This is a genomic window from Halalkalibacillus halophilus DSM 18494, assembly GCF_000423105.1.
GTDB classification, from domain to species: domain Bacteria; phylum Bacillota; class Bacilli; order Bacillales; family Alkalibacillaceae; genus Halalkalibacillus; species Halalkalibacillus halophilus.
The window spans coordinates 82,304-106,033 of record NZ_AUHI01000006.1; the positions used below are offsets into that span (position 1 = coordinate 82,304).

Annotated in this window: 24 protein-coding genes; 10 read left to right on the plus strand and 14 right to left on the minus strand. The window is 37.8% G+C overall.

All coding sequences use genetic code 11. The features are described from left to right. Positions 1-173: 173 nt before the first annotated feature. Positions 174-1,292 carry a mechanosensitive ion channel family protein gene (locus tag G532_RS0104095; RefSeq protein WP_027963656.1) on the plus strand — a complete coding sequence of 373 codons (1,119 nt, stop codon included), beginning with the start codon at positions 174-176 and terminating at the stop codon, positions 1,290-1,292. A gap of 50 nt (positions 1,293-1,342) precedes the next feature. On the opposite strand, the gene G532_RS0104100 is transcribed toward G532_RS0104095, so the two are convergent. From G532_RS0104100 to trhO, 8 genes are all read right to left on the minus strand, one after another. After that, positions 1,343-1,987: an SDR family oxidoreductase gene (locus G532_RS0104100; protein ID WP_027963657.1), complete on the minus strand. Its 645-nt coding sequence runs from the start codon at positions 1,985-1,987 to the stop codon at positions 1,343-1,345. Between the two features lie 129 nt (positions 1,988-2,116). Further along, positions 2,117-2,764 carry a class F sortase gene (locus tag G532_RS14735; RefSeq protein WP_035512546.1) on the minus strand — a complete coding sequence of 216 codons (648 nt, stop codon included), beginning with the start codon at positions 2,762-2,764 and terminating at the stop codon, positions 2,117-2,119. A 2-nt stretch (positions 2,765-2,766) separates the two neighbouring features. Next, positions 2,767-3,576 (minus strand): DUF4397 domain-containing protein, encoded by an 810-nt coding sequence (locus tag G532_RS0104110; RefSeq protein ID WP_027963658.1) that lies wholly within the window; start codon positions 3,574-3,576, stop codon positions 2,767-2,769. Positions 3,577-3,653: 77 nt separating this feature from the next. Beyond that, positions 3,654-4,199, minus strand: coding sequence for a hypothetical protein (locus tag G532_RS0104115; protein WP_027963659.1), 546 nt, complete (start codon positions 4,197-4,199; stop codon positions 3,654-3,656). An 88-nt stretch (positions 4,200-4,287) separates the two neighbouring features. Continuing rightward, positions 4,288-5,436 carry a dicarboxylate/amino acid:cation symporter gene (locus G532_RS0104120; RefSeq protein ID WP_027963660.1) on the minus strand — a complete coding sequence of 383 codons (1,149 nt, stop codon included), beginning with the start codon at positions 5,434-5,436 and terminating at the stop codon, positions 4,288-4,290. Positions 5,437-5,562: 126 nt separating this feature from the next. Next, positions 5,563-6,690, minus strand: coding sequence for a radical SAM/CxCxxxxC motif protein YfkAB (gene yfkAB, locus G532_RS0104125; protein ID WP_027963661.1), 1,128 nt, complete (start codon positions 6,688-6,690; stop codon positions 5,563-5,565). Positions 6,691-6,811: 121 nt separating this feature from the next. Continuing rightward, positions 6,812-8,314 (minus strand): UDP-N-acetylmuramoyl-L-alanyl-D-glutamate--2,6-diaminopimelate ligase, encoded by a 1,503-nt coding sequence (locus G532_RS0104130; protein ID WP_027963662.1) that lies wholly within the window; start codon positions 8,312-8,314, stop codon positions 6,812-6,814. A gap of 214 nt (positions 8,315-8,528) precedes the next feature. After that, positions 8,529-9,491: an oxygen-dependent tRNA uridine(34) hydroxylase TrhO gene (gene trhO, locus G532_RS0104135; RefSeq protein ID WP_035512516.1), complete on the minus strand. Its 963-nt coding sequence runs from the start codon at positions 9,489-9,491 to the stop codon at positions 8,529-8,531. A 189-nt stretch (positions 9,492-9,680) separates the two neighbouring features. Here trhO and G532_RS0104140 point away from each other — a divergent pair, with 189 nt between their 5' ends. Both G532_RS0104140 and G532_RS0104145 read left to right on the plus strand, forming a co-directional pair. Continuing rightward, a complete protein-coding gene (locus G532_RS0104140) occupies positions 9,681-10,226 on the plus strand; it encodes a hypothetical protein (RefSeq protein ID WP_027963664.1) in 546 nt (181 codons plus the stop codon). 56 nt (positions 10,227-10,282) lie between these two features. Next, a complete protein-coding gene (locus G532_RS0104145) occupies positions 10,283-11,323 on the plus strand; it encodes a C45 family autoproteolytic acyltransferase/hydrolase (protein WP_027963665.1) in 1,041 nt (346 codons plus the stop codon). A gap of 312 nt (positions 11,324-11,635) precedes the next feature. Here G532_RS0104145 and G532_RS0104150 read toward each other — a convergent pair whose 3' ends face one another. The 4 genes from G532_RS0104150 to G532_RS0104165 form a co-directional block, all read right to left on the minus strand. Then, positions 11,636-12,211 carry a Fic/DOC family protein gene (locus G532_RS0104150; protein ID WP_027963666.1) on the minus strand — a complete coding sequence of 192 codons (576 nt, stop codon included), beginning with the start codon at positions 12,209-12,211 and terminating at the stop codon, positions 11,636-11,638. A 2-nt stretch (positions 12,212-12,213) separates the two neighbouring features. Then, positions 12,214-12,378 carry an antitoxin VbhA family protein gene (locus G532_RS15995; RefSeq protein WP_156882531.1) on the minus strand — a complete coding sequence of 55 codons (165 nt, stop codon included), beginning with the start codon at positions 12,376-12,378 and terminating at the stop codon, positions 12,214-12,216. 278 nt (positions 12,379-12,656) lie between these two features. Then, positions 12,657-13,139 carry an ASCH domain-containing protein gene (locus G532_RS0104160; RefSeq protein ID WP_156882532.1) on the minus strand — a complete coding sequence of 161 codons (483 nt, stop codon included), beginning with the start codon at positions 13,137-13,139 and terminating at the stop codon, positions 12,657-12,659. A gap of 12 nt (positions 13,140-13,151) precedes the next feature. Next, a complete protein-coding gene (locus tag G532_RS0104165; RefSeq protein WP_027963669.1) occupies positions 13,152-13,391 on the minus strand; it encodes a DUF362 domain-containing protein in 240 nt (79 codons plus the stop codon). A gap of 205 nt (positions 13,392-13,596) precedes the next feature. Here G532_RS0104165 and G532_RS0104170 point away from each other — a divergent pair, with 205 nt between their 5' ends. The 6 genes from G532_RS0104170 to G532_RS0104195 all read left to right on the plus strand — a co-directional run bounded on the left by G532_RS0104170 (position 13,597) and on the right by G532_RS0104195 (position 19,009). Beyond that, positions 13,597-13,974 (plus strand): GntR family transcriptional regulator, encoded by a 378-nt coding sequence (locus G532_RS0104170; RefSeq protein WP_027963670.1) that lies wholly within the window; start codon positions 13,597-13,599, stop codon positions 13,972-13,974. Beyond that, on the plus strand, positions 13,971-14,858 hold the full coding sequence (locus tag G532_RS0104175) for an ATP-binding cassette domain-containing protein (protein ID WP_027963671.1): 888 nt from the start codon (positions 13,971-13,973) through the stop codon (positions 14,856-14,858). Before G532_RS0104170 ends, G532_RS0104175 begins: the two co-directional genes overlap by 4 nt. Further along, complete coding sequence (locus G532_RS0104180; RefSeq protein WP_027963672.1) at positions 14,848-15,555, plus strand: hypothetical protein; 708 nt, start codon at positions 14,848-14,850, stop codon at positions 15,553-15,555. The genes G532_RS0104175 and G532_RS0104180 overlap by 11 nt, the downstream gene beginning before the upstream one ends. Positions 15,556-15,702: 147 nt before the next feature. Next, positions 15,703-17,154 carry a circularly permuted type 2 ATP-grasp protein gene (locus G532_RS0104185; protein WP_027963673.1) on the plus strand — a complete coding sequence of 484 codons (1,452 nt, stop codon included), beginning with the start codon at positions 15,703-15,705 and terminating at the stop codon, positions 17,152-17,154. Between the two features lies 1 nt (position 17,155). Further along, the gene (locus G532_RS0104190; protein ID WP_027963674.1) at positions 17,156-18,142 is read left to right on the plus strand and encodes an alpha-E domain-containing protein; all 987 of its coding nucleotides are present in this window, start codon (positions 17,156-17,158) and stop codon (positions 18,140-18,142) included. Positions 18,143-18,157: 15 nt separating this feature from the next. After that, the gene (locus tag G532_RS0104195; protein WP_027963675.1) at positions 18,158-19,009 is read left to right on the plus strand and encodes a transglutaminase family protein; all 852 of its coding nucleotides are present in this window, start codon (positions 18,158-18,160) and stop codon (positions 19,007-19,009) included. A gap of 448 nt (positions 19,010-19,457) precedes the next feature. Here the strand turns inward: G532_RS0104195 and G532_RS0104200 are convergent, their stop codons facing one another. Further along, positions 19,458-19,850: a nucleotidyltransferase substrate binding protein gene (locus G532_RS0104200; RefSeq protein WP_027963676.1), complete on the minus strand. Its 393-nt coding sequence runs from the start codon at positions 19,848-19,850 to the stop codon at positions 19,458-19,460. 2 nt (positions 19,851-19,852) lie between these two features. Further along, the gene (locus G532_RS0104205) at positions 19,853-20,368 is read right to left on the minus strand and encodes a GNAT family N-acetyltransferase (protein WP_245570108.1); all 516 of its coding nucleotides are present in this window, start codon (positions 20,366-20,368) and stop codon (positions 19,853-19,855) included. A gap of 148 nt (positions 20,369-20,516) precedes the next feature. Between G532_RS0104205 and G532_RS0104210 the strand changes: the two genes are divergently transcribed. Beyond that, entirely contained in the window at positions 20,517-23,714 is a 3,198-nt protein-coding gene (locus G532_RS0104210; protein ID WP_027963678.1) for a hypothetical protein, read from the plus strand. The last annotated feature ends 16 nt before the right edge of the window (positions 23,715-23,730 follow it).

Below are 23,730 nucleotides of genomic sequence, written 5' to 3' on the forward strand. Positions count from 1 at the left end.
TACAATGAGACGTATCATTTCTAATATAGTGTCATTTGGAGCTATAATTACTCTTTTAATGAATAAAACTTCGAATAGGATGATTTCACTTATTCCAATAGAAAAGTGTATGAGTTTCCTCATTATATGCTAAAATGACATTACTCACCTTACTAGGTAAAGGAGCAGCTTATATGAACCTGGATTTCATCACCCAATATATCAGTTTAAACGAACTAATAAATATAGGCATCGCATTTGCTATTATTTTATTTGTACTATTTCTAAGAAAAATATTCACTAAGTATATATTTTACTTCTTTAAAAGATTAGCAAAAAAAGCAAAGTCTGAATTGCTCGATTACATATTCGATGCATTCGAAAAACCTATCAGATGGTTATTAATGATTATCGGGATTTATATAGCAGCATATTACTTCCCTTACCTTAACCAACAATCTGAATTATTCACAAGTTTAATCAAAGTATTTATTATTGTCGTATTCACTTGGGGTGCGTTTAACTTAGCATCGAGTTCTTCTTTGCTATTAATGAAAGTAAATGAAAAAATCAATTTTAAAATTGATCAAATACTCATCCCCTTCCTCTCTAAAGCTATACGGTTTGTAGTCATCGCAATCAGCTTAACCATCATTCTTCAAGAATTTGAATATGATGTATCTGGTTTTATTGCTGGTCTCGGCTTAGGAGGTTTGGCATTCGCGTTGGCTGCACAAGAAGTGATCAAAAACTTCTTTGGTGGGATCGTCATTATCACAGAGAAGCCATTTACGATTGATGATTGGATTGAAACTCCTAGTGTGGAAGGGATTGTCGAAGATATTTCCTTTAGAAGCACTATTGTTAGAACGTTTTCAGAATCACTTGTAACGATTCCAAATGCGACTCTTTCAAATGAGCCTATCACGAATTGGAGTGAGATGGGTCGAAGAAGAATTTACTTTGAACTAGGTGTGGAATACATTACTCCAAGGGAAAAATTAGAATCAGCCGTTTCAAACATTCGTGAAATGCTTGAAAATAATGATGACATTCACCCAGAGACTCTGCTTGTTCGTTTTCATAACTACAATGAAGGCAGTTTAGATATTATGATTTACTGCTTTACGCACACTATTGCTTGGGAAGAATGGATGGCTGTAAAAGAAGAAGTGAACTATAATGTAATGGACATATTAGAGAAAGAAGGCGTCTCCATTGCCTTCCCAACACGAAAGCTTTTCTTAGATGCAGAGGATTCTGTTTGGCAGAAAACTCAAGACACATTAAAATCAGATAACCCTGAAGAATAAAAATGCCACCCATTATGTGAAAAAATCATACACATAATGGGTGGTTTTAATTATAGCTTACTTAAAACAGTCGCAATCTCTTCGTCACCTGATAGTAAGTCAAAGTCTTTATTAATTGTATTCTTTTCATCAAGTGCAGCTACTAATGTCTTTGCTACATCTGATCTTGAGATTTGACCCATTCCTAGGTCTTTTGCTGCCTGGATTTTCCCAGTCGCTTCATCGTTTGTTAGTCCGCCGGGGCGAACGATTGTGTGAGATAGTTTACTATCTAATAAAACTTCATCTGCATAATGTTTTGCTACATAATAATGTTTAATCTGTTCATTCCAATTGTCTCGATTGTGAGCTTGAAGCGCACTAACAATTAAAAATCTCTCTACGCCCGCTTTTTCTGCGGCATGAACCATTTTTATTGCACCATCTAGGTCAATTAATAATGTCTTATCTGCTCCAGTACCCCCCCCAGAGCCTGCAGCAAAGATAACTGCTTCACAACCTTTAGCCGCTTCTGCTAAATGATCAACAGAACCTTCTAAATCTGCTACGGTTGTTTCTATAGATTCTTTTTTGAATTTATCTGCTTGATCCTTGTCACGAATCATCGCAAGTGGGCTATGATTATTATTTTCTTTTAATAATGTTGCTACTTGGCTTCCTATTTGTCCATTTGCTCCAACAACTAGTACTCTCATTTCATAACACTCCTTCTGTTAATAATCTTTCACATTAAAATTATTTCACAAAAATGACTTGCATTCAAAGATCCTGTTTGAGATTCACTCAACACACAAAAGCCCAAGAACAAAATCGTTCTCGAGCTTCTATTCTTCTTTTAATACTGTATAAACCGCTAGTCTCTCTTCGTGATCTTGAGTTTCGTGATTGTATAAACCTGTACATGTTAACACGTTTAATCTTTTATCATTTGAAGGACCAAATATTTCTCGTATAGGTGCATCATCAGCAGGATAAGATTCAATCTTTTCCACTTCAAAAACGAGGATTTCTCCACTTAAGCCAGTAATTTCAATCTCATCACCAGGCTGTAACTCTTTCAAGTCAAAAAAGACAGCTGGACCAGTATAATCATCTACATGTCCTGCTAAAACTGCATTCCCTTGTGCCCCAGGAGAACGACCCGGCTCAAACCAAGCAACTTCATACCCATTATCAGGTACGACCATTTGCTTTTGTTCATTTAGTCCTGTTGAAATAATTGGTGCATCTACCGAGATCGCAGGTATAGAAATTCTTGCTGGAATGATTGCCGTATCTTTCTCACTATTATCTATTTCCTGTTCTTCTTGTTTATAAACAAATCGTTTCATTTCCGGTTGGGAGAAGCTTAACTTGTTCTCACTAATTGTATACTCTTCCCTCTCTTGCGCCTGAATGGAAGATAAGATGGCAGAAGCCCCTCCTAAAATTAGGAGGAGCGAAACAACCATCAAAGCATTGAATTTTTTCATCTTTATGATTGGTATGCGTTTCTACGTTTAATGGAAATACCAGCAAGCGCAAGACCAAACATAAGAGTTGCAAGACCAGCTACTAACGTCATGTTCATACCAGTCGAAGCACCACCTAGGCCAGTCTGTGGCATTTCACCTGGTGCCATCGTATAGTCTTCTAAAACAAGGACTTCAAGATTTTCTGCGTTGTTAATTGCGAAAACACTATAAACTGTATTTTCTTCTAGTGTAGTTCCTGATAAATCAAGCACCTGTGTTCCGTCTTCTGTACGGATTTCTAAATCATACGTGTCAGCATCTAACTCTTGATAGTCCGTTACAGAAGGGAAAGTAGCTCCAGCAAATAGCGCGTCTCCGCCAATTAATCCTACATCAACTGTCGGTGCATCTGGTGAAAAGTGACCCACTCTTACTTTTGTCATTCCTTCTGTTACTTCCATCGAATCTTCAGCTACTTGTAAATCTAAGTTCTCTAATTCTCCAACAGCTGCAACAGTGTAAGCCCATCCAGCTTCAACCGATAAAGTTGTTGAAATAACTGGATCACTATCACCATAAGTACCAGCAGCATAGATTTCAACTTCATGATCTCCTGCAGGTAAATTCAGGTAATCAGTAGCGTCTGAGAAGGCAGCACCTTCAACCGCAGCCTCACCATTTACATAAACATCAACCTCAGGTGCATCTGGTGAAGCATGTACAACTCGAACCATAGCATCATCTGAATCATGATCGTCTGCAGCTACCCCCGCTCCAAACACAGTGAACACAAACACAGCAACAATCAACAATGAAAAAATCTTCTTCACTCAATCCATCCCCTTTTTGTATAGTATTTGTATAACTATTATAAAGGATACCCGGTTAATTACTTTTGAAACCTTTTTTAGTACATTTTTTTAATTTTTATTAATAAAAAGATATAAAAAGTTGCTACACCAACGATTCCGACATGATGAATCCATGGAAAAATAATTAGACCTAACATCATTACGAAGGATGAAACAAGTAACCCGACACCTACTTTTATCGATTTAAAATAACAGCCTAAACCCAACAAAATAAAACTAATTGGAAAACCTAGCGATAAAACCCCGATTGGGAGCAGAAAATTTTTGGTCGCCAATAGTTCAGGCTCTGGATTCACTATTTCAGCTAAGTAGAGTAAAGATACAAATTGACTGATCATTAGGAAGGGAGTAGAAATCCACAAGGTATAAAACGAAATTTCTATAAGGAGGTTACGATTATTTTCAAGTTTTCTAAATAGCCAGATTGAACTGATCATCATTAGTACAAGTGAAAACAGTAAGATATATACTAATAAAGGATTGGATGAACCTGTTCTCCCACTTTCATTAAAGCCGATGAGAGCTGGCACCATGAATAAAAATGCTCCAAATATTCCTATTCTCTGTAAAACATCATTCATAATGTATCACCTTTGTATAATTATTTGTTTGTATTTACTATATCATATAGAAGAAAAGCTAGTCCCTTATAGAGACTAGCTTTTCTGGTTATTGCTTCCATTTCTCTGTAAACCGATCTACAAACAATGCAATGGCTCCGTCTCCGGTTACGTTTGCAGCTGTTCCAAAGCTATCTTGTGCCATATAAAGCGCAATCATCAAACCAATTGCCGCTTCTGAAAATCCAAGCATAGATGATAGTACTCCAATCGCAGCCATAATTGCTCCACCAGGAACACCAGGTGCTGCGATCATGATTACTCCAAGCATCATGATAACTGGTAGCATCTCCAAAAAGGATGGAATGCTATAACCATCTAGTACAGCCATCACAGCAACTGTACAGCTGACAATCGTGATCACACTACCTGACAAGTGTATGGTAGCACTAAGCGGAACACTAAAATCAGCTACATGGCCTCTTACATTGTTTTGTTTCGACTGTTTAAGTGTGACAGGAATAGTGGCAGCACTACTCATCGTTCCTAAACCTGTAAAATATGCTGGGAGCATGGTTTTCATTAACGTAAATGGATTTCTTCCTACAAAGGCACCTGCCGCGGTGTATTGTAACGTAATCCATGCCCAGTGCGTAGCGATTGCGACAACTAATACAACTCCAAATACTTGAAGGGTATCAAAGACCGTTCCTTCTTCCGCTAAACCAGCAAATATTCCTGCGATATAATACGGAAGTAATGGGATAATTACTTTTAATATAACTAATTCTACAATTGCTTTACCCTCGTCAAAAGCAGGAATTAACGTTTTGCTTTCTAGCTTTGCCATAGCAATTCCAAATGTGAAAGCTAAGACAAGAGCTGTAATTACACCCATTAGAGGGTCAATCTCTAAGTCCAGAAAGCTTGTTAATCCCTCTCCCTCTTCTGGGGCTGCTCCTTCTGATGCTAAGTAAGGCATAATAAAAGTCGCTATGAAGAAAGCGGCTATACCTGCTAAAATCGTCGAAGCATAAGCAGTACCAACAGTTAAACCTACTAACTTCCCTGATTCTTTTCCTAACTTTGAAACACCAGAAGCAATGAAAAATAATATAATTAGCGGAATCATAAATTCAATAAATTGCCCAAACACTGATTCAAATGTAACAAATAAGCGTGTGAGCCACTCAATACCAGTTAAGCCTACAATAATACCTAAAATAATACCTGCAATTAATTTTAATATAAGTTTCAATCTAGCAACTCCTCACTCATGATGTTTAGATATAATCGCTATGTTATTACTCTTTTCAGAAAAGAGCAATAATCTGTAGATAAGTTTGAATTTTGCAATAATATCAAATTCGTATAGATGGGAGTTTTATCTATTTTTTATCGAGATATTCGCTTCTTTGGACCTAAAATCTACCCCTTGATAATACACATCTTTTACTAATACATTTGGACCTAAACATTTCGCCACCGGACAATGGCAGTTAATGGACTGGGCGAGCTTGGTTTTTTGAAAGCGGTCAAACGCATTAAGCATTGATGTATTTTCAACATTCCCTAAGCTTGGCTCATCCCCGAAGTCAGTGACAGTTATTTCGCCGTTGAATATATTAACATTTAAACGCGATCTACCATCAGGGTCATTTCTCACGGTTACATTCTTAGCATCATCTAACTTCTTTAGTAACTGAAGTTCTTGTTCAGAATTACTACAAGGATAAAATGGTAACGTTCCAAATAGCATCCATAACTCCTGATCTCGATAGTTCAGTAACCTCTCGATCCCATCCTGCATTTCTTCAAGCGTCAACGTCTGTAAATCACTTGCAAAATCTACTGGATACATCGGGTGAATCTCATGCCTAGCACACTTCATTTCACGAATATGTTCATGAATTTCCTCTAAATGAGGATAGGTTCTTTTATTTAACATTGTTTCAGCAGAAACCATCACACCTGCCTCAGATAAGCGTTTGCTGTTTTCTACCATGCGGTCAAAATACTTTACACGATTTTCATAACTCGGTTTTCGTTCCATTAATGCAAAGCCCGTTTCCGCAAATTCTTCCGCAGTGCCCCAATTATGAGAAATATGTAATACATCCAAGTAAGGAACAATTGCTTCATATTTGTTATAAGGTAACGTTAGATTCGAATTTATCTGAGTTCTTACCCCACGTTCATGAGCATACTTCAAAAGTGGCACCACGTATTGATCTACGGATTTTTTCGATAGCATCGGTTCTCCACCCGTAATACTCAATGTTCGTAGATTCGGAATTTCTTCTAACCTGGAAATAAATACTTCAAGGGGTAAAGCATCAGGATCCTTCTGAACTAAAGTCTCCCCAACCGCACAATGGCGACAGCGCATATTGCACAGATGCGTTGTCGTAAATTCTACATTGGTCAAAGTCATTTCACCAAAATCTTCAACATCCCTGTAAACTTCCCATGGATCATTCTCAGGAGATAGTTTTTCTTTATGTATATTCATACTTTATACCTCATTTCTACAAACCACCTATCACAGTTTAACATATAGGCAGACTAAGTATGAATGCAGATTCAAGGTAGAAAAAAATAATGACAGCCAGTTCGGCTGTCATTAACATATTTTAGGACGGAGAAGGGCAATCATTTGAGTAATACTCTTCGATAATACTCATATCAGAATGCGGGATTTCCTCACCTTTAATAATTTGAGAGTCATTAATACAGCCACCAGTGAAAAGAACTAAGTCCCCTTCACCTGATAATTCAAGTGCTCTTCTAACTCCCTCTCCACGAGTAAGTGTGCGGTGTATATGAGGTGAAGTAGGATTTAAAAATCCAGTCAATACTTGATCCACGATGCGGTTAGGATCCAAATAGCCCGGATGATCTACTGTAACCACAATTTCTTCTGCTTTACCTTCTATTACCCTTGCCATTTTAGGCATTTTGTTAAAGTCACGAATTCCAATTCCTGCAATCATTATTATTAAACGATTATAGTCTAACTTTTTTACTTCTTCTAATAATCGTGTCAAAGCAACAGGTGTGTGAGCATAATCCAGGATTACCGTTTGATTCTGTGGCTTACGAACCACTTGAAACCTTCCTTCAGGTATTTCTAAAGTTGGCAACACTTCTAATATATCTTCTAATTTGAAATCTAAATGTAAGGCAGCGCCGATTGCAGATAATACATTTGCTACATTATAGTCACCGTGTACCGGTGCAAACACTTCACATGTTTGTCCTTTAAAAGAAAGGTTAAAAGTACTTCCAAGTTCACTCACATCAATGTCACCAGCAACCAAGTCCGCTTGCTCATTACCATATATGCTGTAGGTGATCAATGGCCCTTGATATCTCCTAAGGATATCTTCTGCCATACCCTCATCATCTATATTAACTACAGCTGCTTTTGTTTGATCAAATAAACGAAGCTTACATTGTCTATAATGATCTAATGTTCCATGGTACTCTAAATGTTCTTCTGAAAGGTTGGTATGAATAGCTACATCATACTCTATTCCGTCCACCCGGTACTGATCAAGCGCTATTGAAGATACTTCCATCACCGCAGCTTCATTACCTGCATCTAACAATTGTCTTCCGATGCGATAAACGTCTAATGACTCTGGAGTAGTCGGAGTGCTTTTTTTGTATTGTAATTTTTCGTTGTGAGACCATATTCCAGTCGTACCGATCGAACCGGTTGGCATATTGAGAAGTGTGAGTAAGGATCTTACATATCCAGCTACTGTAGTTTTCCCATTAGTACCTGTTACGCCTATAGAATATAACTTTTCATACGGTTCTTTATAGACATGCTTCGCCAGACGGGCCATCGATTGTCTAATATTTTCAACAACGATAAATGTAATATACGTAAAGGTTTCACTATATGTTTGTAGCGTTTGGTGATCTGTACCAACAATCGTGGTCGCACCAGAATCAATTGCTTCCTGTATGAAGGCATGTCCATCACTAGTTTCACCTTTTATACAAAAGAATGCTGAAGAAGTTTGAACTCGTTCAGAGTGGAAGCTAAGGTCCACGACATGTTGACTCTTTGGGCCCCATAGATGCTTTATATTAAGTTGTTGTACATTGTTGAATGTAATTTCCATGGTTTTTCCCCGCTTTTAAGTCTATATTAATCGACTATTTTCGACATTATTATAATATATATCAGTATGTTTAATTTACCACAATATTCGTTGCTCAAAACATTTATTTGGTGGTCAATATCTGGCAAATCACTTTATTCCTTTATCAGGGAGAAATGTAAGCGATTAAAAAACCCTCTTAACCAACTAAATGATTAAGAGGTTTGAACCATTTTTACGCGTGTGATTTTTCTTCGTTTTCTATTGCTTGAAGCTTCTCTTGTACTTGTTTCTCGGTTAATGTGTATTCTTCAATGTAACGATTACGAGGATGATTACGACATTCTTTCGAACAACTTCTTAGGTAAAAATGTTCATTTTCTTCAGAACACAAAATTTGTTCATTACAATCAGGGTTGGCGCAATTAACATATCGCTCACATGGCTCCCCTGTAAAGTAATCTTTTCCAACGATTTTATGTTCTTTTTGGTTAATTGGGACTGTAATTCGTTCATCGAACACATAACACTGTCCATCCCATAACTCCCCTTGAACTTCAGGGTCCTTCCCATAGGAAACAATGCCACCATGTAATTGACCCACATCCTCAAAACCTTCTTCCTTGAGCCAACCAGAGAATTTTTCACAACGAATGCCACCGGTGCAATATGTTAATACTCGTTTCCCTTCGAGCATTTCCTTATTTTCTTTCACCCATTCCGGTAAGTCTCGGAAATTTCTGATGTCTGGACGAATCGCTCCACGGAAATGACCAATATCATATTCGTAGTCGTTTCTAGCATCTAAAACGACTGTGTCTTCCTTTTGTAACTCTTTATAGAAGTCTTTTGGTTCTAGATACTCTCCCGTGACTTCATTGGGATTAATATCAGCCTCTTCCAAACTTAAGTTTACAATTTCAGAACGATGACGAACGTGCATTTTCTTGAAAGCGTGCTCTTCTGCTTCATCAATTTTAAAAGTCATATCAGCAAAGCGAGGGTCCGCCTGTAATGCCTCCATATACTTATTTGTTTGTTCAACTGTTCCTGAAACGGTACCGTTAATTCCTTCTTCCGCAACAAGAATACGTCCTTTTAAGCCTAATTCTGAGCAAAATTGTAAGTGCTCTTCACGAAACGTTTCCGGATCATCGATCGTTACGTATTTGTAATATAGCAACACTCTGTAATCCATATTTCTAACCACCTTGCTTATATATTTAAACTTTATTTATTATCGAAATCAACACTGTATTATACAATAGAATGACACATCCTTCAACGTTCCGACTTTTATATTCAACAGTTTGTCACAAGTTTAGAAATGGTTTGAACTGGGAAGTTTCACAACACTAAGTTAAAATACTGTAAAGGAGTGATTTGTATGGACAAAGACATTCAACAATCTTTTGATAACCTTCAATCGAACGACGCTGACTTGCGTTATCAAGCTTACTTATACTTACACGAAGTGACGGAAAATCCGGTTAATTGGGCTTATGAAGTATGGGATGATTTAGTCGCCGATTTTAAACATAAAAACAATCATCGCCGGGCTATTGCAACTCAATTAATCGTTCAACTAGCAAAAAGTGATCCTGACCAACTAATTTTTAATGATTTCCCAAAATTAATGGAAGTAACGAAGGATGAAAAATTCGTTACTGCTAGGCATACCATACAAGCCTTGTGGAAAGTCGGCATTGAAAGTAAAGAGCATCAACAATTAGTACTTAATCATACAGAACAACGATTCAAAGACTGCGAAGGGGAAAAAAACCATACTTTAATTCGATATGATTTAATAGTAGGTTTACGAAACTTGTACAATGAAGTGGAAGATGAAGAAATTAAAGAACGTGCAGAAGCATTAATGGAGCTAGAGACCGACGAAAAATACCAGAAAAAGTATAAGAAGGAATGGAAGTAACGAACTTGAGCCCACCATTTGCGTGGGCAATTTATATACTTAAAGGCGGTACAATTATGAAACAAGTACATAGCGAAATCCTTACATTTAAGGGCACTCATTTTGACTTTGGTAAATATAACGGAGAGCAGTTAAAGAAGTCATTAACTACGTATAACCGAAAAAAACATTGGAAAATAAGACGTCCTCGCTTTCAGATCGATGTGAAAGAAGCTGAAAAGCAATTCAAACAATTTGTACCCGCAATGTGGGATGAAATTCTTGGATTAAGTGAAGGACTACAGCAGCCTTTAGAGGAAGTTTTAAAAGACTACGGCGGCTACCGTGTCGAAATTGACCGCAGTGGTTGTTCAGTCATGATGGAACCTACATTCATGATTCGAAATTATGATTATCAGCCACAAACATATGAGGGGCGTTTCAGTTTATTTCAGCCTACGGATGCAGGTTTCGCATCGATCGGACCAAGCTCTCGTATCACTGGACGAATGGACGGTATGAATGAAAAAGGATTAGCAATGGCATACAACTTCACCCACAGGAAAAGTCCTGAAAGTGGATTTGTATGCTATATGATTGGAAGAATGATCTTAAATTCCTGTTCATCTGTGGAAGAAGCGATTGATTTGTTGAAAGAAATACCACATAGAAACGCATTCAGTTATATGGTGATGGACACTACAGGAAAAAGATATGTCATTGAAGCCGGTCCAAGGGGAGTAGCTGCTCGAGAAGCCACTGTATGCACAAACCACTATGAAATTTTAACAGCTGAAAATAGAAACCATCTTGGAGACTCCCATAAGCGTATGGAAACAATTGAGAATAATCGATATACAGGCATTAGCGGAGAGGAAGCTTTCCGAATGCTGAACGACACAGACGGAGGAGTATTCTCTAAAAAATACAAGGGTTGGGCTGGAACCATTCATACATCAGCCTATTTCCCTCAAGAACTTCAAGTTTGGTTCGCAATCGGCGGCGATCAAACGCCTAGAGTGTTTGACTTTAAAAAATGGTTAGCCGGAGAATCTATCTCGAGTAAATATATTTACGGAGAAGTCGATACAACCTTACCTTTTGCGCATATGGATTAGGGGTCGAAGCGGGCTGAATCCTGATTGGACACTTTGATTCGAGAGCGCAATCCAGTCATAACAAGAAAAATGGATCTTTATCCAGAAAAGCCGCTCGATATCCAGAATTCTCCTTGTTTATCCACGAGAATTTTTTTATATCCAGAAATATGAGCAGGATATCCAGAACCCTCTCATATATATCCATAAAAAGTAATCTTTATCCAGAAAACTCACTTTATATCCAGAAATCTCTTATGTCCTCCATAGTAACTTTTAATTGTATAAAAAATCTGCCATAGAATACAGTTCTATGGCAGATTTTTTCCTTACTTATTGTAATCCTTCATGTAATAATTTTGACAAGGGCTCGTAATCGGTTGGTGATTTGATCATGACTTCGAGCATTTCGTCGCCATTGAAGCAATTCCAGTCGATTTTCCATCCGGCGTATAAGGCAAGTAAGCGGATAAACTCTCTGATTGTCCTTCCGTTCCCTTCTCGAAAAGGGTGGAGTGCGTTTAGTTCGGCCATGAAAAAAGCAGCTCGTTCACAAAACGTATCTAGGGGTAAATTGCTTAAATAGCATTCTTCTTTTAATTGATTAAATATTTGAGTTGCTGCGGGGATGATAAATGGTGCAGCTGCAAAGGAGAATGAACCTTTCGCCAAGTTTTCGGTGCGAATCTTTCCTACGAAAGGGTAAATATCTTGAAAAATATGAAAATGTATCGCTTTTAAATGTGTTAAATCAAATTCACCTTCTAAAGGGTGATGCTCTAATTCCATTAATCGATTCGTCGTTAATATACCTTCCACTAAATCGAGTTTTTCCTGTTCCTTTAAGTCAAAATAATTTACCAACACATCCGAATTAGGATACAACGAAGATGATTGATAATCAGTCATTTTTATATACCTGCCATGCGCAAAGCTTTATTTCTAAATTCTTCATTCGAAATGGCTCCTGATTGTCTTTTCATAATCAATTTCTCCATTTGTTCTGTAACTTCAAAGCCCTCCATCTCTACGGATGCTTTTGCGGACCTAAAATACTTTTGCAACTCAGCAGTCATATAATCCACCTTTCTCAAACCTAATACTCTTTCTCTATTATACCATATTTCAGGGGATAAATCCTTTATGTAGCAGTACTTCATACTCATTTTTATATATAAAAATTTATAAAATGTTTACGTTTTATAAAAATAGGGGAATTTAAATACCAACAGTTCAAAAGGATGGTGTTAAATATGCTTCGTACAATTTTAATGGTTATTGGTGCGATTGTTGTTATCAGTTGGATTATTACAATGCTATAATACGTTATCATATTTTAAAGAGCCCCCTAATATTAGGTGGGCTCTTTTGCTGTATGCACAACTTGAAACTCTTCGCATACTACCGGCATTGTTTCTTCAAAGGACCGATCAATTTCTTTTAATGCTTTCTCCCAAAACTCTTGATGGGCTTCACGCCAATACTTCAAGCTTCCGTCCCCTTCTCCTTCTCTTGCTGCGAAGGATTCCGTTACTTGGTTAAAAGGACGAATGGAAACAGAAATTGTTTGAATGATACATCCTGCCACACCTTCTGCATCCGTAACGATTGAATAGTCTCCTACTTTAGGTAATGGTTCGTCGAAATGTTCATATTCCCAGTAGGCAGATGCCGTCGCTCGTTTTTTTCCTTGTAAAACAAGCTCTAGTAATTCATCTGCCATTTCTTCGCCGGCACCAAATGCGAATACTTCTTTTAACTCCGGACGTTGAGAGACTTTCGTATGCTTCACAAAATCATTCCATAAATATTCTACAGATGGCTCCGTCATCATCATCGCTCCGTTCTCTTATTTTTTCTTAAAAAATTCTTCCGCTTCTTGTAAGTATCGATCTTCTCCAGGCATCAGCTCAAAATCTTCCACAATTGCTTCTACAGGACAAACCGAAACACATGCACCACAGTTTATACAGACGTCGGGATCTATATAAAATTGGTCTTTTCCTTCTTCGATGCAATCGACTGGACAGACTTCGACACACTCTCCTGCCTTTTCCGACTGACACGGACTTGTAATTACAAATGCCATTAGATCCCTCCTATTGATTATTCTATTATTTCGTATCCATTATGTATTCGCAATAGTTTCGATTTTATTACTTCAAGATATAAACATCTTTATATTTCATTGCAAGTAAAAGGCTTCTTTATTGACTTCGCTCCCCTCCGAAGATACAGTTATATATATGAGTATATGACCGTAGCACAATAGATGGTTGAGGTGGTGAAGAAAATTGAATCATACATTTGATAATGACCGTCCGATTTTCATTCAAATAAGAGATCGTATTGAGGATCAAATCGTTAACAATCAATTACTTGAAGAAGAACAGGCCCCATCGACAAATCAATTAGTAAATTTTTATAACATTAATCATGTAACTGCAGCAAAAGGAATCAATCAATTAGTTGATGAAGGTATTTTGTATAAAAAGCGTGGCATTGGTACCTTTGTAAACAAAGGAGCAAAATCAAACCTAATTAACAAACGAAAACGAGCATTTGTTGACGATTACATCACACCAATGGTTCAAGAGGCAAATCACTTAGAATTCACTGAAGCGGAACTAATAGACTTAATTAAACATACACAGAGGAGTGATGCCAAATGAGCGATATATTAACACTGCAAAACGTAAGCTTAAAATATGAAAATGACTTTTCGATTAAAAATATCAACTTAGAGTTTGAAACAGGTAAAATTTATGGACTGTTAGGAAGAAATGGTGCAGGAAAAACTTCGCTTTTGTCGTTAATGGCTTCTTTTCAACCAAAGTCTGGCGGCTTAATTAAGATGAATGACGAGAACATTTTTGAAAACCCAAATGCCATGCAACATATTTCTCTCATTTATGATAAGGATTACCGAGAAGAATCCACGAAGGTTGAGCAGTTCTTGAAATTCGAAGAGCGCTATCGCCCCTACTATGACCCTGATTATGCAGATTATCTAATTAAGAAATTCAGTCTTCCTGTAGATCAGCCTTTAAATAAACTTTCGAAAGGGATGCAGTCCACTTTCAATGTTATCATCGGTTTAGCTAGTCGAACGCCTCTTACCATTTTCGATGAATCTTATTTAGGGATGGACGCACCTACTCGAGAAATTTTTTATGAAGAACTTTTAGAAGACCAGGCAAATCATCCGAGAATTATCATTGTTTCTACACACTTAGTATCTGAAACGGACCATTTGTTTGATGAAGTGATCATTCTTCACCAAGGTGAAATATTACTTCAAGAGTCTTACGATAACTTACTTATTAAAGGAACTTCTGTCACGGGTGCTACAGAAACCGTAGATGCGTTTATTCAAGACCGTAGAATAATTCATGAAAAACAGCTCGCTGGCTCTAAAACGGCAATTATATTTGAAAGATTAACGTATGATGAACGTACATTAGCAAAAGAACAAGGATTGAAGACTGGTAAAGTAAATTTACAAGAATTATTCACTCACCTGACTAAGGAGGGGGAAAAAGAGCATGAGTCGTGATCGTATGGTATTTATTGATTTGTTCAAGGAACAGCTAAAATGGTCTGTCTGGTTCCTTGCTATCATATTCACTTTGAGAATCATTCACCTTGGCATTATATTAATCTTTGATGAAGGTGGATCCACATTAGGTGGGTTCTTAAACTTTTCCCACCAATCAGCTAAGATTTATATGTTAATCGTTGGAATAGTAGCTTTATTTGTATTCTTAACTTATGCTGTACAACACGGTATTACCCGTATGGAATATATAAAAGGTGGTGCACTGGCGGCTATCGCATTATCCTTAGCTTTAGCATTCATATCCATGGTATTCGCCGGAAGTGAGTATTTATTAGTTTGGCTCACAGGGTTGTCGATTGATGTGCATACCGACTCCCTACTCGGGGTGAACGCAAATTGGCTTGTTTTATTCTTCATATATACGATTAGTGTTTTACTTTATTATCTCCTCGGTTGGTTGATTGCTTCTGGTTTCTATCATTCCCCGAGAAGAGGTTTTTGGTATATTGCATTAGCAATTGGATTATTATTTATTGATGACTTCATGTGGGGGACGCAAGTGACTTTGTTTGCCTTATCATTTAGTTGGGCATCTGTCCCGTGGATAGTCTCCATCGCTGTTTCAATTCTGATCATCTTATTTACAGGCTGGGTGATCAAGCAAACATTAAAAAACATTACAATTAAAATGTAAGACGGAAAGACGGGTTTCTAAACAGTTAGAAATTCGTCTTTTTACGACAATAATTTTCAAAATTTTTAAACATTTATGGTATGATTAAAAGTATCTATATTAGTTGAATTTCCTTTTAATACATCCAAAGAAAGCGAGGAAAAAGTTGTGTTTAAAAATTATGATCCTAGTAAATTTTACGATGAAATGCTTGAAAGCACGGAAAAGCCTAAAAACCATTACAAATCTTTTTACAATATTTTAGCTAACTTTTCAAACCATGAACTATACGAAAAACATGAAGTCGCACAACTTAGCTTCTTAAGACAAGGCATCACATTTACCGTTTATAGTGGAGAACAAAGTACGGAAAGAACCATGCCATTTGATTTTCTACCAGTAATTATTCCTACAGATGAATGGTCACGTGTCGAAAAAGGCATGGTTCAACGAGTAAAAGCGTTAAATTTATTTCTAGAAGATGTCTATCACGACCAGCACATCTTAGATGACGGGATCGTGCCAAGAGATTTAATAGAAAATAACCCTTACTACTACCAACAACAGGCAGCTGGGATCAAGATTCCTTTAGATAACCATATTTTCTTAGCAGGGATTGATCTGATTAAGGATGAACACGGGGAATACCGTGTACTAGAAGATAATTTGCGAAACCCCTCTGGCCTCTCTTACGTTTATCAAAATCGATTTGTCATGAGACGTGTTTTCCCTGAATTTTTTAATCAACATCAAATTCGTACGTTAGAACATCAAATGTCGTTATTACATGATAGTTTAAAGAGCCATGTACCTGACCATTCAGAGTCTCCACACAATCCAACCATGGTATTACTCACACCAGGCCAGTACAATTCCGCCTACTATGACCATGTATTTTTAGCACAACAAATGGGAATCGAATTGGTTGAAGGAAGAGATTTACTCGTACGAGATGACGTTGTATATATGAAAACGATTCACGGATTACAACGTGTAGATATTATTTACCGGAGAATTGATGATGATTATCTAGACCCAGAAGCGTTTAAGCCTGAATCTATGCTAGGTGTAAACGGACTTCTGAAAGCATATCACAAGAAAAATGTCGCTATTTTAAACGGGATAGGAAATGGTGTGGCAGATGATAAAGCCATTTATGCATATGTACCAGCAATCATCAAATATTATTTGGATGAAGAGCCTATTTTGAAAAATGTAGAAACGTATTTACTAGAAGAAGAACAGTCACGCAACTATGTCTTAGAAAATCTCGAGAAGTTAGTTGTCAAAAATGTAGGTGCTTCTGGTGGGTATGACATGTTGATCGGACCGCATGCTTCTGAACATGAGATTGAAAGTTTTAGAAAGAAAATTATAGAAGAACCACATCAATACATCGCCCAACCGACGATTAAACTGTCCCGTATGCCTGCGTTTCAAAATAACAAATTCTACCCTTGTCATATTGACCTAAGAGTTTTTGTAATGAGTGGGGAGAAAACGAAAGTGCTTCCTGGTGGCTTGTCTCGAGTAGCGCTAAAAGAAGGATCGCTTGTTGTAAATTCCAGCCAAGGTGGCGGTGGAAAAGATACATGGGTAATAAAAGAAGGAGGCGAATAGGATGTTAAGCCGTGTTGCAGACTCACTATATTGGATGGCCAAAAATATTGAGCGTGCAGAAAATAACTCGAGAATTATCTCTACACGTTTAATAAATGTTTTGGAAGCGGATGACTCTGAAGTAATCGCAAATAGAGATTGGGGAGAAATCATTGATATCTGCTCCTCATTTGACGATTATGTCGCTACTGACTATACACAAAATCCCGATACAGTCATTCAGTACTTGGCTTTTCAATTAGAAAATCCAAATGCTTTACTTAAATCAATTGAAGTAGCTCGGGAAAACGCCAAATCAACAAGAGAAATCATCCCTTCTGAATTATTCGAAACATTAAATGACTGTTATTGGGCGAGCAAGCAAGTAGATGATAAACAATGGAATTATAAAGATGTAGATCAACTTCTGAAGCAAATCATACAAACATCCTTCACGACTCAAGGAATTATTGAGTCCTCTTTAACTAGGGATGATAGTTATGCGTTCATTCAAATCGGGAAATGGTTAGAAAGAGCAGAGAAAACATCTCGAATCCTCACCATGATGTGCGAAAAGATGATGGAAGACCACGTGCAACCGACAGAAAAGTTTTATTACGAATGCTTACGAATATTACAGTTCGTCAACGGACACGAAGCGTTTTTAAAGAAATATCCACCTTCCATCAAAAGCGCAGACGTTTTAGAATTTTTAATAGTGGATAATTCTTTTCCAAGATCAATTTTATATTGTATTGAACATGTACAAGATGAAATATCTACAATGGAAGACGGTCAGGTATCCATTTATTCGGAAGCATTATTTACCATTTTAGAAAAAGCTACGGATGATTTAGCCAGCATTTCTACACATGATGCCACAATGTTAGAGCTGTTCGATTTCTTACAGAAGTTCCAAGGACATTGTAATCAGATTGGCGAAATTTTCTCTAAAACATATTATTTAGTAGACCCATCATTATCTGAGTCTTATCAAAATCAGTCCTAGGGAAGGAAGACCAACATGAAGTACCAAATAGAACATATCAACAAATTCCACTACGAAAACAACGTCGACCAAAGCATGAACCATATACGATTAAAGCCTAAAACGGACGAATGCCAGCGACTACTCACTTATCGCACGGACATATCTCCTGAGTCTGTAATCAAAGAATATGTCGACTTGTGGGGAAATACAGTGGAAACCTTTTTCATACCGGAAATGCACGATAAGTTGGAAGTGAAAACTAGTTCCGTTGTCAGTATCCAGCGAAGCCCCTTTATTCATAGAGTCGAATATTCGCCAGAAATGCGTAATATTTATCATTCTAAGCTATTTCGCGACCATTACCTTGCCTATTTAAACCAAACATCCTACACCTACTTGGAACAGGAACAAGTAGACAAGGTTGTAAATATAGTAGGTGATAATTCGAACCCCGTGGAGTTCGCTTTAAATGTGATGAATTATGTGTATACAAACTACGCATATGATACAGAGGCCACACATGTAAATACGTTCGCTCAAGAGGGAATCGACCTTCACGGGGGCGTGTGCCAAGACTTTGCCCACGTCATGATTGGCATACTACGTGCTAATCTCATCCCTGCTAGATATGTCAGTGGGTACTTATATGTTGGGGAAGACTCTGCCCTTGTAGGGGATGCAGCAACACACGCGTGGGTAGAAGTAATGGTTCCCGGTATTGGCTGGTGTGGACTAGATCCGACCAATAATGTAGAAGCACTCGAAAACCATATCCGCGTAGGAACAGGTAGAGATTACAATGACGTAAGTCCCGTGCAAGGCGTTTATCGTGGTGGCGGCCAAACATTGGATGTAAAAGTAAGTTGTACGTTGTTAGAATCATAAGAAAAGCCGTAACAGCTTTTGATCAGCTGTTACGGCTTTTTTCTGTAGGTTGATATATTTTCACGGGCGCTGATATATTTCGAGATCGGTTGATATATCTTCGCGACCGCTGATATATTCCGAGGTCGGTTGATATATCCTCACGACCGCTGATATTTTCCGAGATCGGTTGATATATCTTCTTGACCGTTGATATATTTCGAGGTCGGTTGATATATTTTCACGGGCGCTGATATATTCTTGTGGACACTGATATATCCTCGTGGGCGCTGATATCTCCGCTGGAACGCTGATATATTCTCGCGGACGCTGATATATTCTCGCGAGCGCTGATATCTCTTCGTGAGTGCTGATATTTTCCGATGTCGGTTGATATATCCCCACGACCGTTGATATTTTCCGATTACAGCTGATATCCTTCGCGGGGACCCTCGCTAATTGTCACCCTCTAATCTAACTCCCCGTGGAAATAATCCAATTCTTGAATATAGGATTCTTTGATATCTGCTACAACTTCTTTTGACACTTTTTCCGTATATAAAAAATAGACGAGGTTACGTCGGTTATCCATTTTCAACCAGGTGCGAACGTTCTGTATAAAGGGGCGATTGTGGAGGTATTTAACTGCCTCTCTTCGGTTATATTTTTCACCTATTTCTTCCTCGGCAATTTCTTCGATCACGGTAAATGCATGTTCTACTGTCATCTCAAAGAAATGGATAAATCCCGCTCGTTCTAAATCACTTTTCAAAGCGTCTCCTTCATATTTCTTCAACAAATAATAGCTTTGCTCGAACTTATCAAACTGTTCTTTTAATCGTCCTTTTAGTACATAGCTCATTTTTAGTGCTCCTTCATCAAACGATTTAAATCGTTCCATAGATAAATCAATAGGCGTTGTTCTGTACCCGCGATGTTAATTTCTTTTTCCTCATAGAGTTCTGCTCCGAGTTTTTCGTAAAACTGTTTGGACTGATTATCATCAAGCACTTCCACAAAGGCTTTTGTATAGTTTAGGTCCCTCAACCTCCCAAACAATGTTTTGGTTAATTGCTTTCCTATCCCTTCTCCTTGAACGTTTTGTAATAGATAAATCGCAGTGAGGTCTCCTGCACCTTCTACTTGGTTCTCATCTCTCTTACCTCCGCAGACAAACCCGACTACTTCCCCACCCTTTTCATATACAAAAATATGATTGTTGGGATCAGCAATATTTGCGGTCCAAATCTTTTCACGGTGTTCATAGGATAGTTTTTCTAAGAAGGTAGAAGGTAGTATGTCTTTGTATGTAGTTTTCCAGCTGTCCACATGAACTTTTGCTATCGATTGCGCATCTTCTTGATTTGCTTCCCTAATCATCAGACGTCCCCCTCATCATCTTAATAATCCCCATTCTATCTATTCCTACTTCAAATGAAAAGTTAAAGCAATTTTCACAATTATAGATTCCTTTATTTTCTATTATGTTAAACTGAAATTACTAGTACATAAGTAAGGTAGGGGTCGTATGAAAGCATTTATTATAGCTTTAATAATCGGAATTTTTTTATTATCTACTCCATTTATTATTTGGTTCATGCAAAGTGATGAACAACTAGACGTTTTAGTTTTAAATAAAACGGTACCAGATGAATCTTACCGCGAACACCAAGGATTATATTGGTTGTTGAATCACAGTAAATACACCCCATCTGATAAAGAACGGTACGAAATGAATAATGATTATTACGGATTTTTTCCGGACGAGGAAGCAGAAGCCTATAGCACCCGATCACTACCTAACGAAATAACCGATACCGATTTAATTTATATTGCTGACACTTATGGGGTTAGTGCGTCTGATTTAGCATGGGAAGATTCTTCGGACGATCAGAACGAGTTAATTTACGGAGGATTACAAGAAGAGGAATGGCAGACGATTGAAAATAGAATCAACTCTACTCCTACTGACCTTGTGATGGAATTCAATTCCTTTGCCTCTCCAACTCACGAAAATGTCCGAGAGCAAGTAACCGACTTCCTACAATTGGATTGGACGGGGTGGACCGGAAGATACTTTCAAGAATTACATCCATCTGAGTCAGAGGTACCTGCTTGGATTGTCGAACGATATGAAAGCAATCAACAAAGCTGGGATTACCAAGGGGAAGGGTATATTCTTGTGGATGATGCTACCGAGGATGTCATCGTATTATCTCAAGAAAAAGGAGGCTTAAACGATTCTAAACTTCATATGGAGTTCACCAGTGCAGGAGAAGAATTATTGGGTGTGAAAGATTCAACGGCTTATCAATATTGGTTTGATATTGTGGAACCGGAACATGAGGAGCAAACGATGGCTACTTTTTCTCTTAATGTGACAGATGAAGGAGACGATTTGCTTAAAGAAAACAATCTTCCACATGAGTTTCCGGCAGTATTGCATCACCAAAAACAGGATTCTAACATTTACTATTTTGCAGGAGATTTTGTAGACCTTGAAAACATTCCTACTGTGTACCAATATGCAGGTTTAGATACCATTCGCTCGCTTCTGTCCTTTGAATTTATCAATCCCCAGACTAGCTTTTTCTGGAAGACCTATAGACCGATGATGGAAAATATTTTGGCAAAAGCCAGTGAGACTCAAATGGATGTGGATGAGGTGAGTACAACAGAGACGAACAATCAAGCCCAATTAAATGACAACAAGTATCCATCAAGAATTGCAGGAGAACATTTTGAGGTTTATCAAAACGGGGAATGGAAAGATCTAACTATTAAAGGTGTTAATTTAGGGATGGGCAAACCTGGCGCATTTCCGGGACAGGCTGCGATTTCAAAAGAGGAATATGAACGATGGTTTCAACAAATCGGACAGATGAATGCTAATGCAATTCGCGTTTACACCTTACATCCTCCAGCATTTTATGAAGCTTTACTAGAATATAACCAGTCAGCAGACAATCCAATCTATGTCTTCCATGGTGTCTGGATTGATGAGGAACCTTTAGAGGAAACTCTCGATGCTTTTCAACCTGAAAGTACGGAAACCTTTCAAAAAGAAATGAGAAATATTGTTCAAGCAATGCACGGGGATGCTACGATCGATCCTCAGCCTGGGCATGCTTCTGGGCACTACCATGCAGACATATCCCCCTATGTTATTGGTTGGATTATTGGGATAGAATGGTACCCATTTATGGTAGAACATATGTCGGAAGCGTATGCTGATCTAGGCGATTTCGACGGTAAGTATATGTACACAGACAATGCAAACCCAATGGAATATTGGTTAGCTGAGCAATTCGACTATCTGATGGATTATGAAGTAGAAAACTACCAGTCGATGCGGCCATTAAGCTTCACAAATTGGGTAACCACAGATAATATCGACCAACCTGCTGAACCATTAGAACAAGAAGACCTTGCAACGGTGGATCCTAACCATATCCACACGAAAGAAGAAGCTTCCGAAATTGGAATGTTTGCTTCCTATCACGTATATCCATATTATCCAGATTTCTTAAACTTGGAAGAAAAGTATACGGAGCATATTGACCACCGAGGAGAAAGAAATAATTATGCAGGATATCTTGAAGATCTTAAATCAATACACGATATTCCGATTTTGATAGCCGAGTTTGGGATTCCTGCATCAAGAGGCATTACACACAAAAATCCATTTGGTTGGAATCAAGGATTTATTTCAGAAGCGCAGCAAGGTCAAATTGTGAGTCGTTTATATGAGGATATTCTAGAACAAGATATGCTCGGTGGATTGATTTTCACCTGGCAAGATGAATGGTTTAAACGAACATGGAACACAATGGATTATGATAATCCAGATCGAAGGCCTTTTTGGTCCAATGCTCAAACAAATGAACAACACTTTGGCTTAATGAGTTTTGACCGTTTGAAAGTAAAATTAAACGGCCAAGACGATTGGGATTCTGGTGATGAATTGTATTCTAACTCAAGGGATATGGTAAGGACTTTTACCGCTGATCACGATGAACGTTATCTTTATTTAAAATTCGAACTAGAAGATGCAGTTGAAGAAATTTTTAAAGACCATTCGTTGGAAACTCATTTTAGTATTCGTTCCAATGGGGGAGTGGAAATTTCTGATGAAATCGACTTCCTATCCGACTTCCGATTAACGCTAAACGGAATGGATGGAAAGCTAGAAGCGGCTGGTGATTATGATTCGTTCTACTATGATTATACCGAACGTCTCGATATGTTTGAATCAACGGAAGAAGAAATGAACCAAAAAGAAGAAAGCTTTCACCCGTTACGCCTTGCTTTAAATAAGGGATTAGTTCGTCCTGACACAGGAGAAGAACTCCCCTTCGAATATGTAGAAACAGGGGAATTGAAATATGGCATAGGTGACCCAGATCACGAAGCTTATGATTCTTTATCTGATTATTATTACGAAGATAAAATCATTGAAATAAGAATTCCTTGGATGATGCTTAATGCAAGAGATCCAAGTCAATTAGAATTCATTGGTGATATGTGGTCGGAAGGAATCGAAGCCTCCATTGAAATAGAAGGAATTGATCTGGTTACCGTTTTTCAAAATCAATCTTCAAATGAAGTTTCTTTCGTATCTCCTGTTGCAACATACACATGGGAGAAGTGGGATGATCCTCAATATCAGGAAAGACTCAAGCAAAGTTATGACTATATTCAGAAACTGTTTTCTGATGTGGAATAAGATAAAAAGTAGCCCA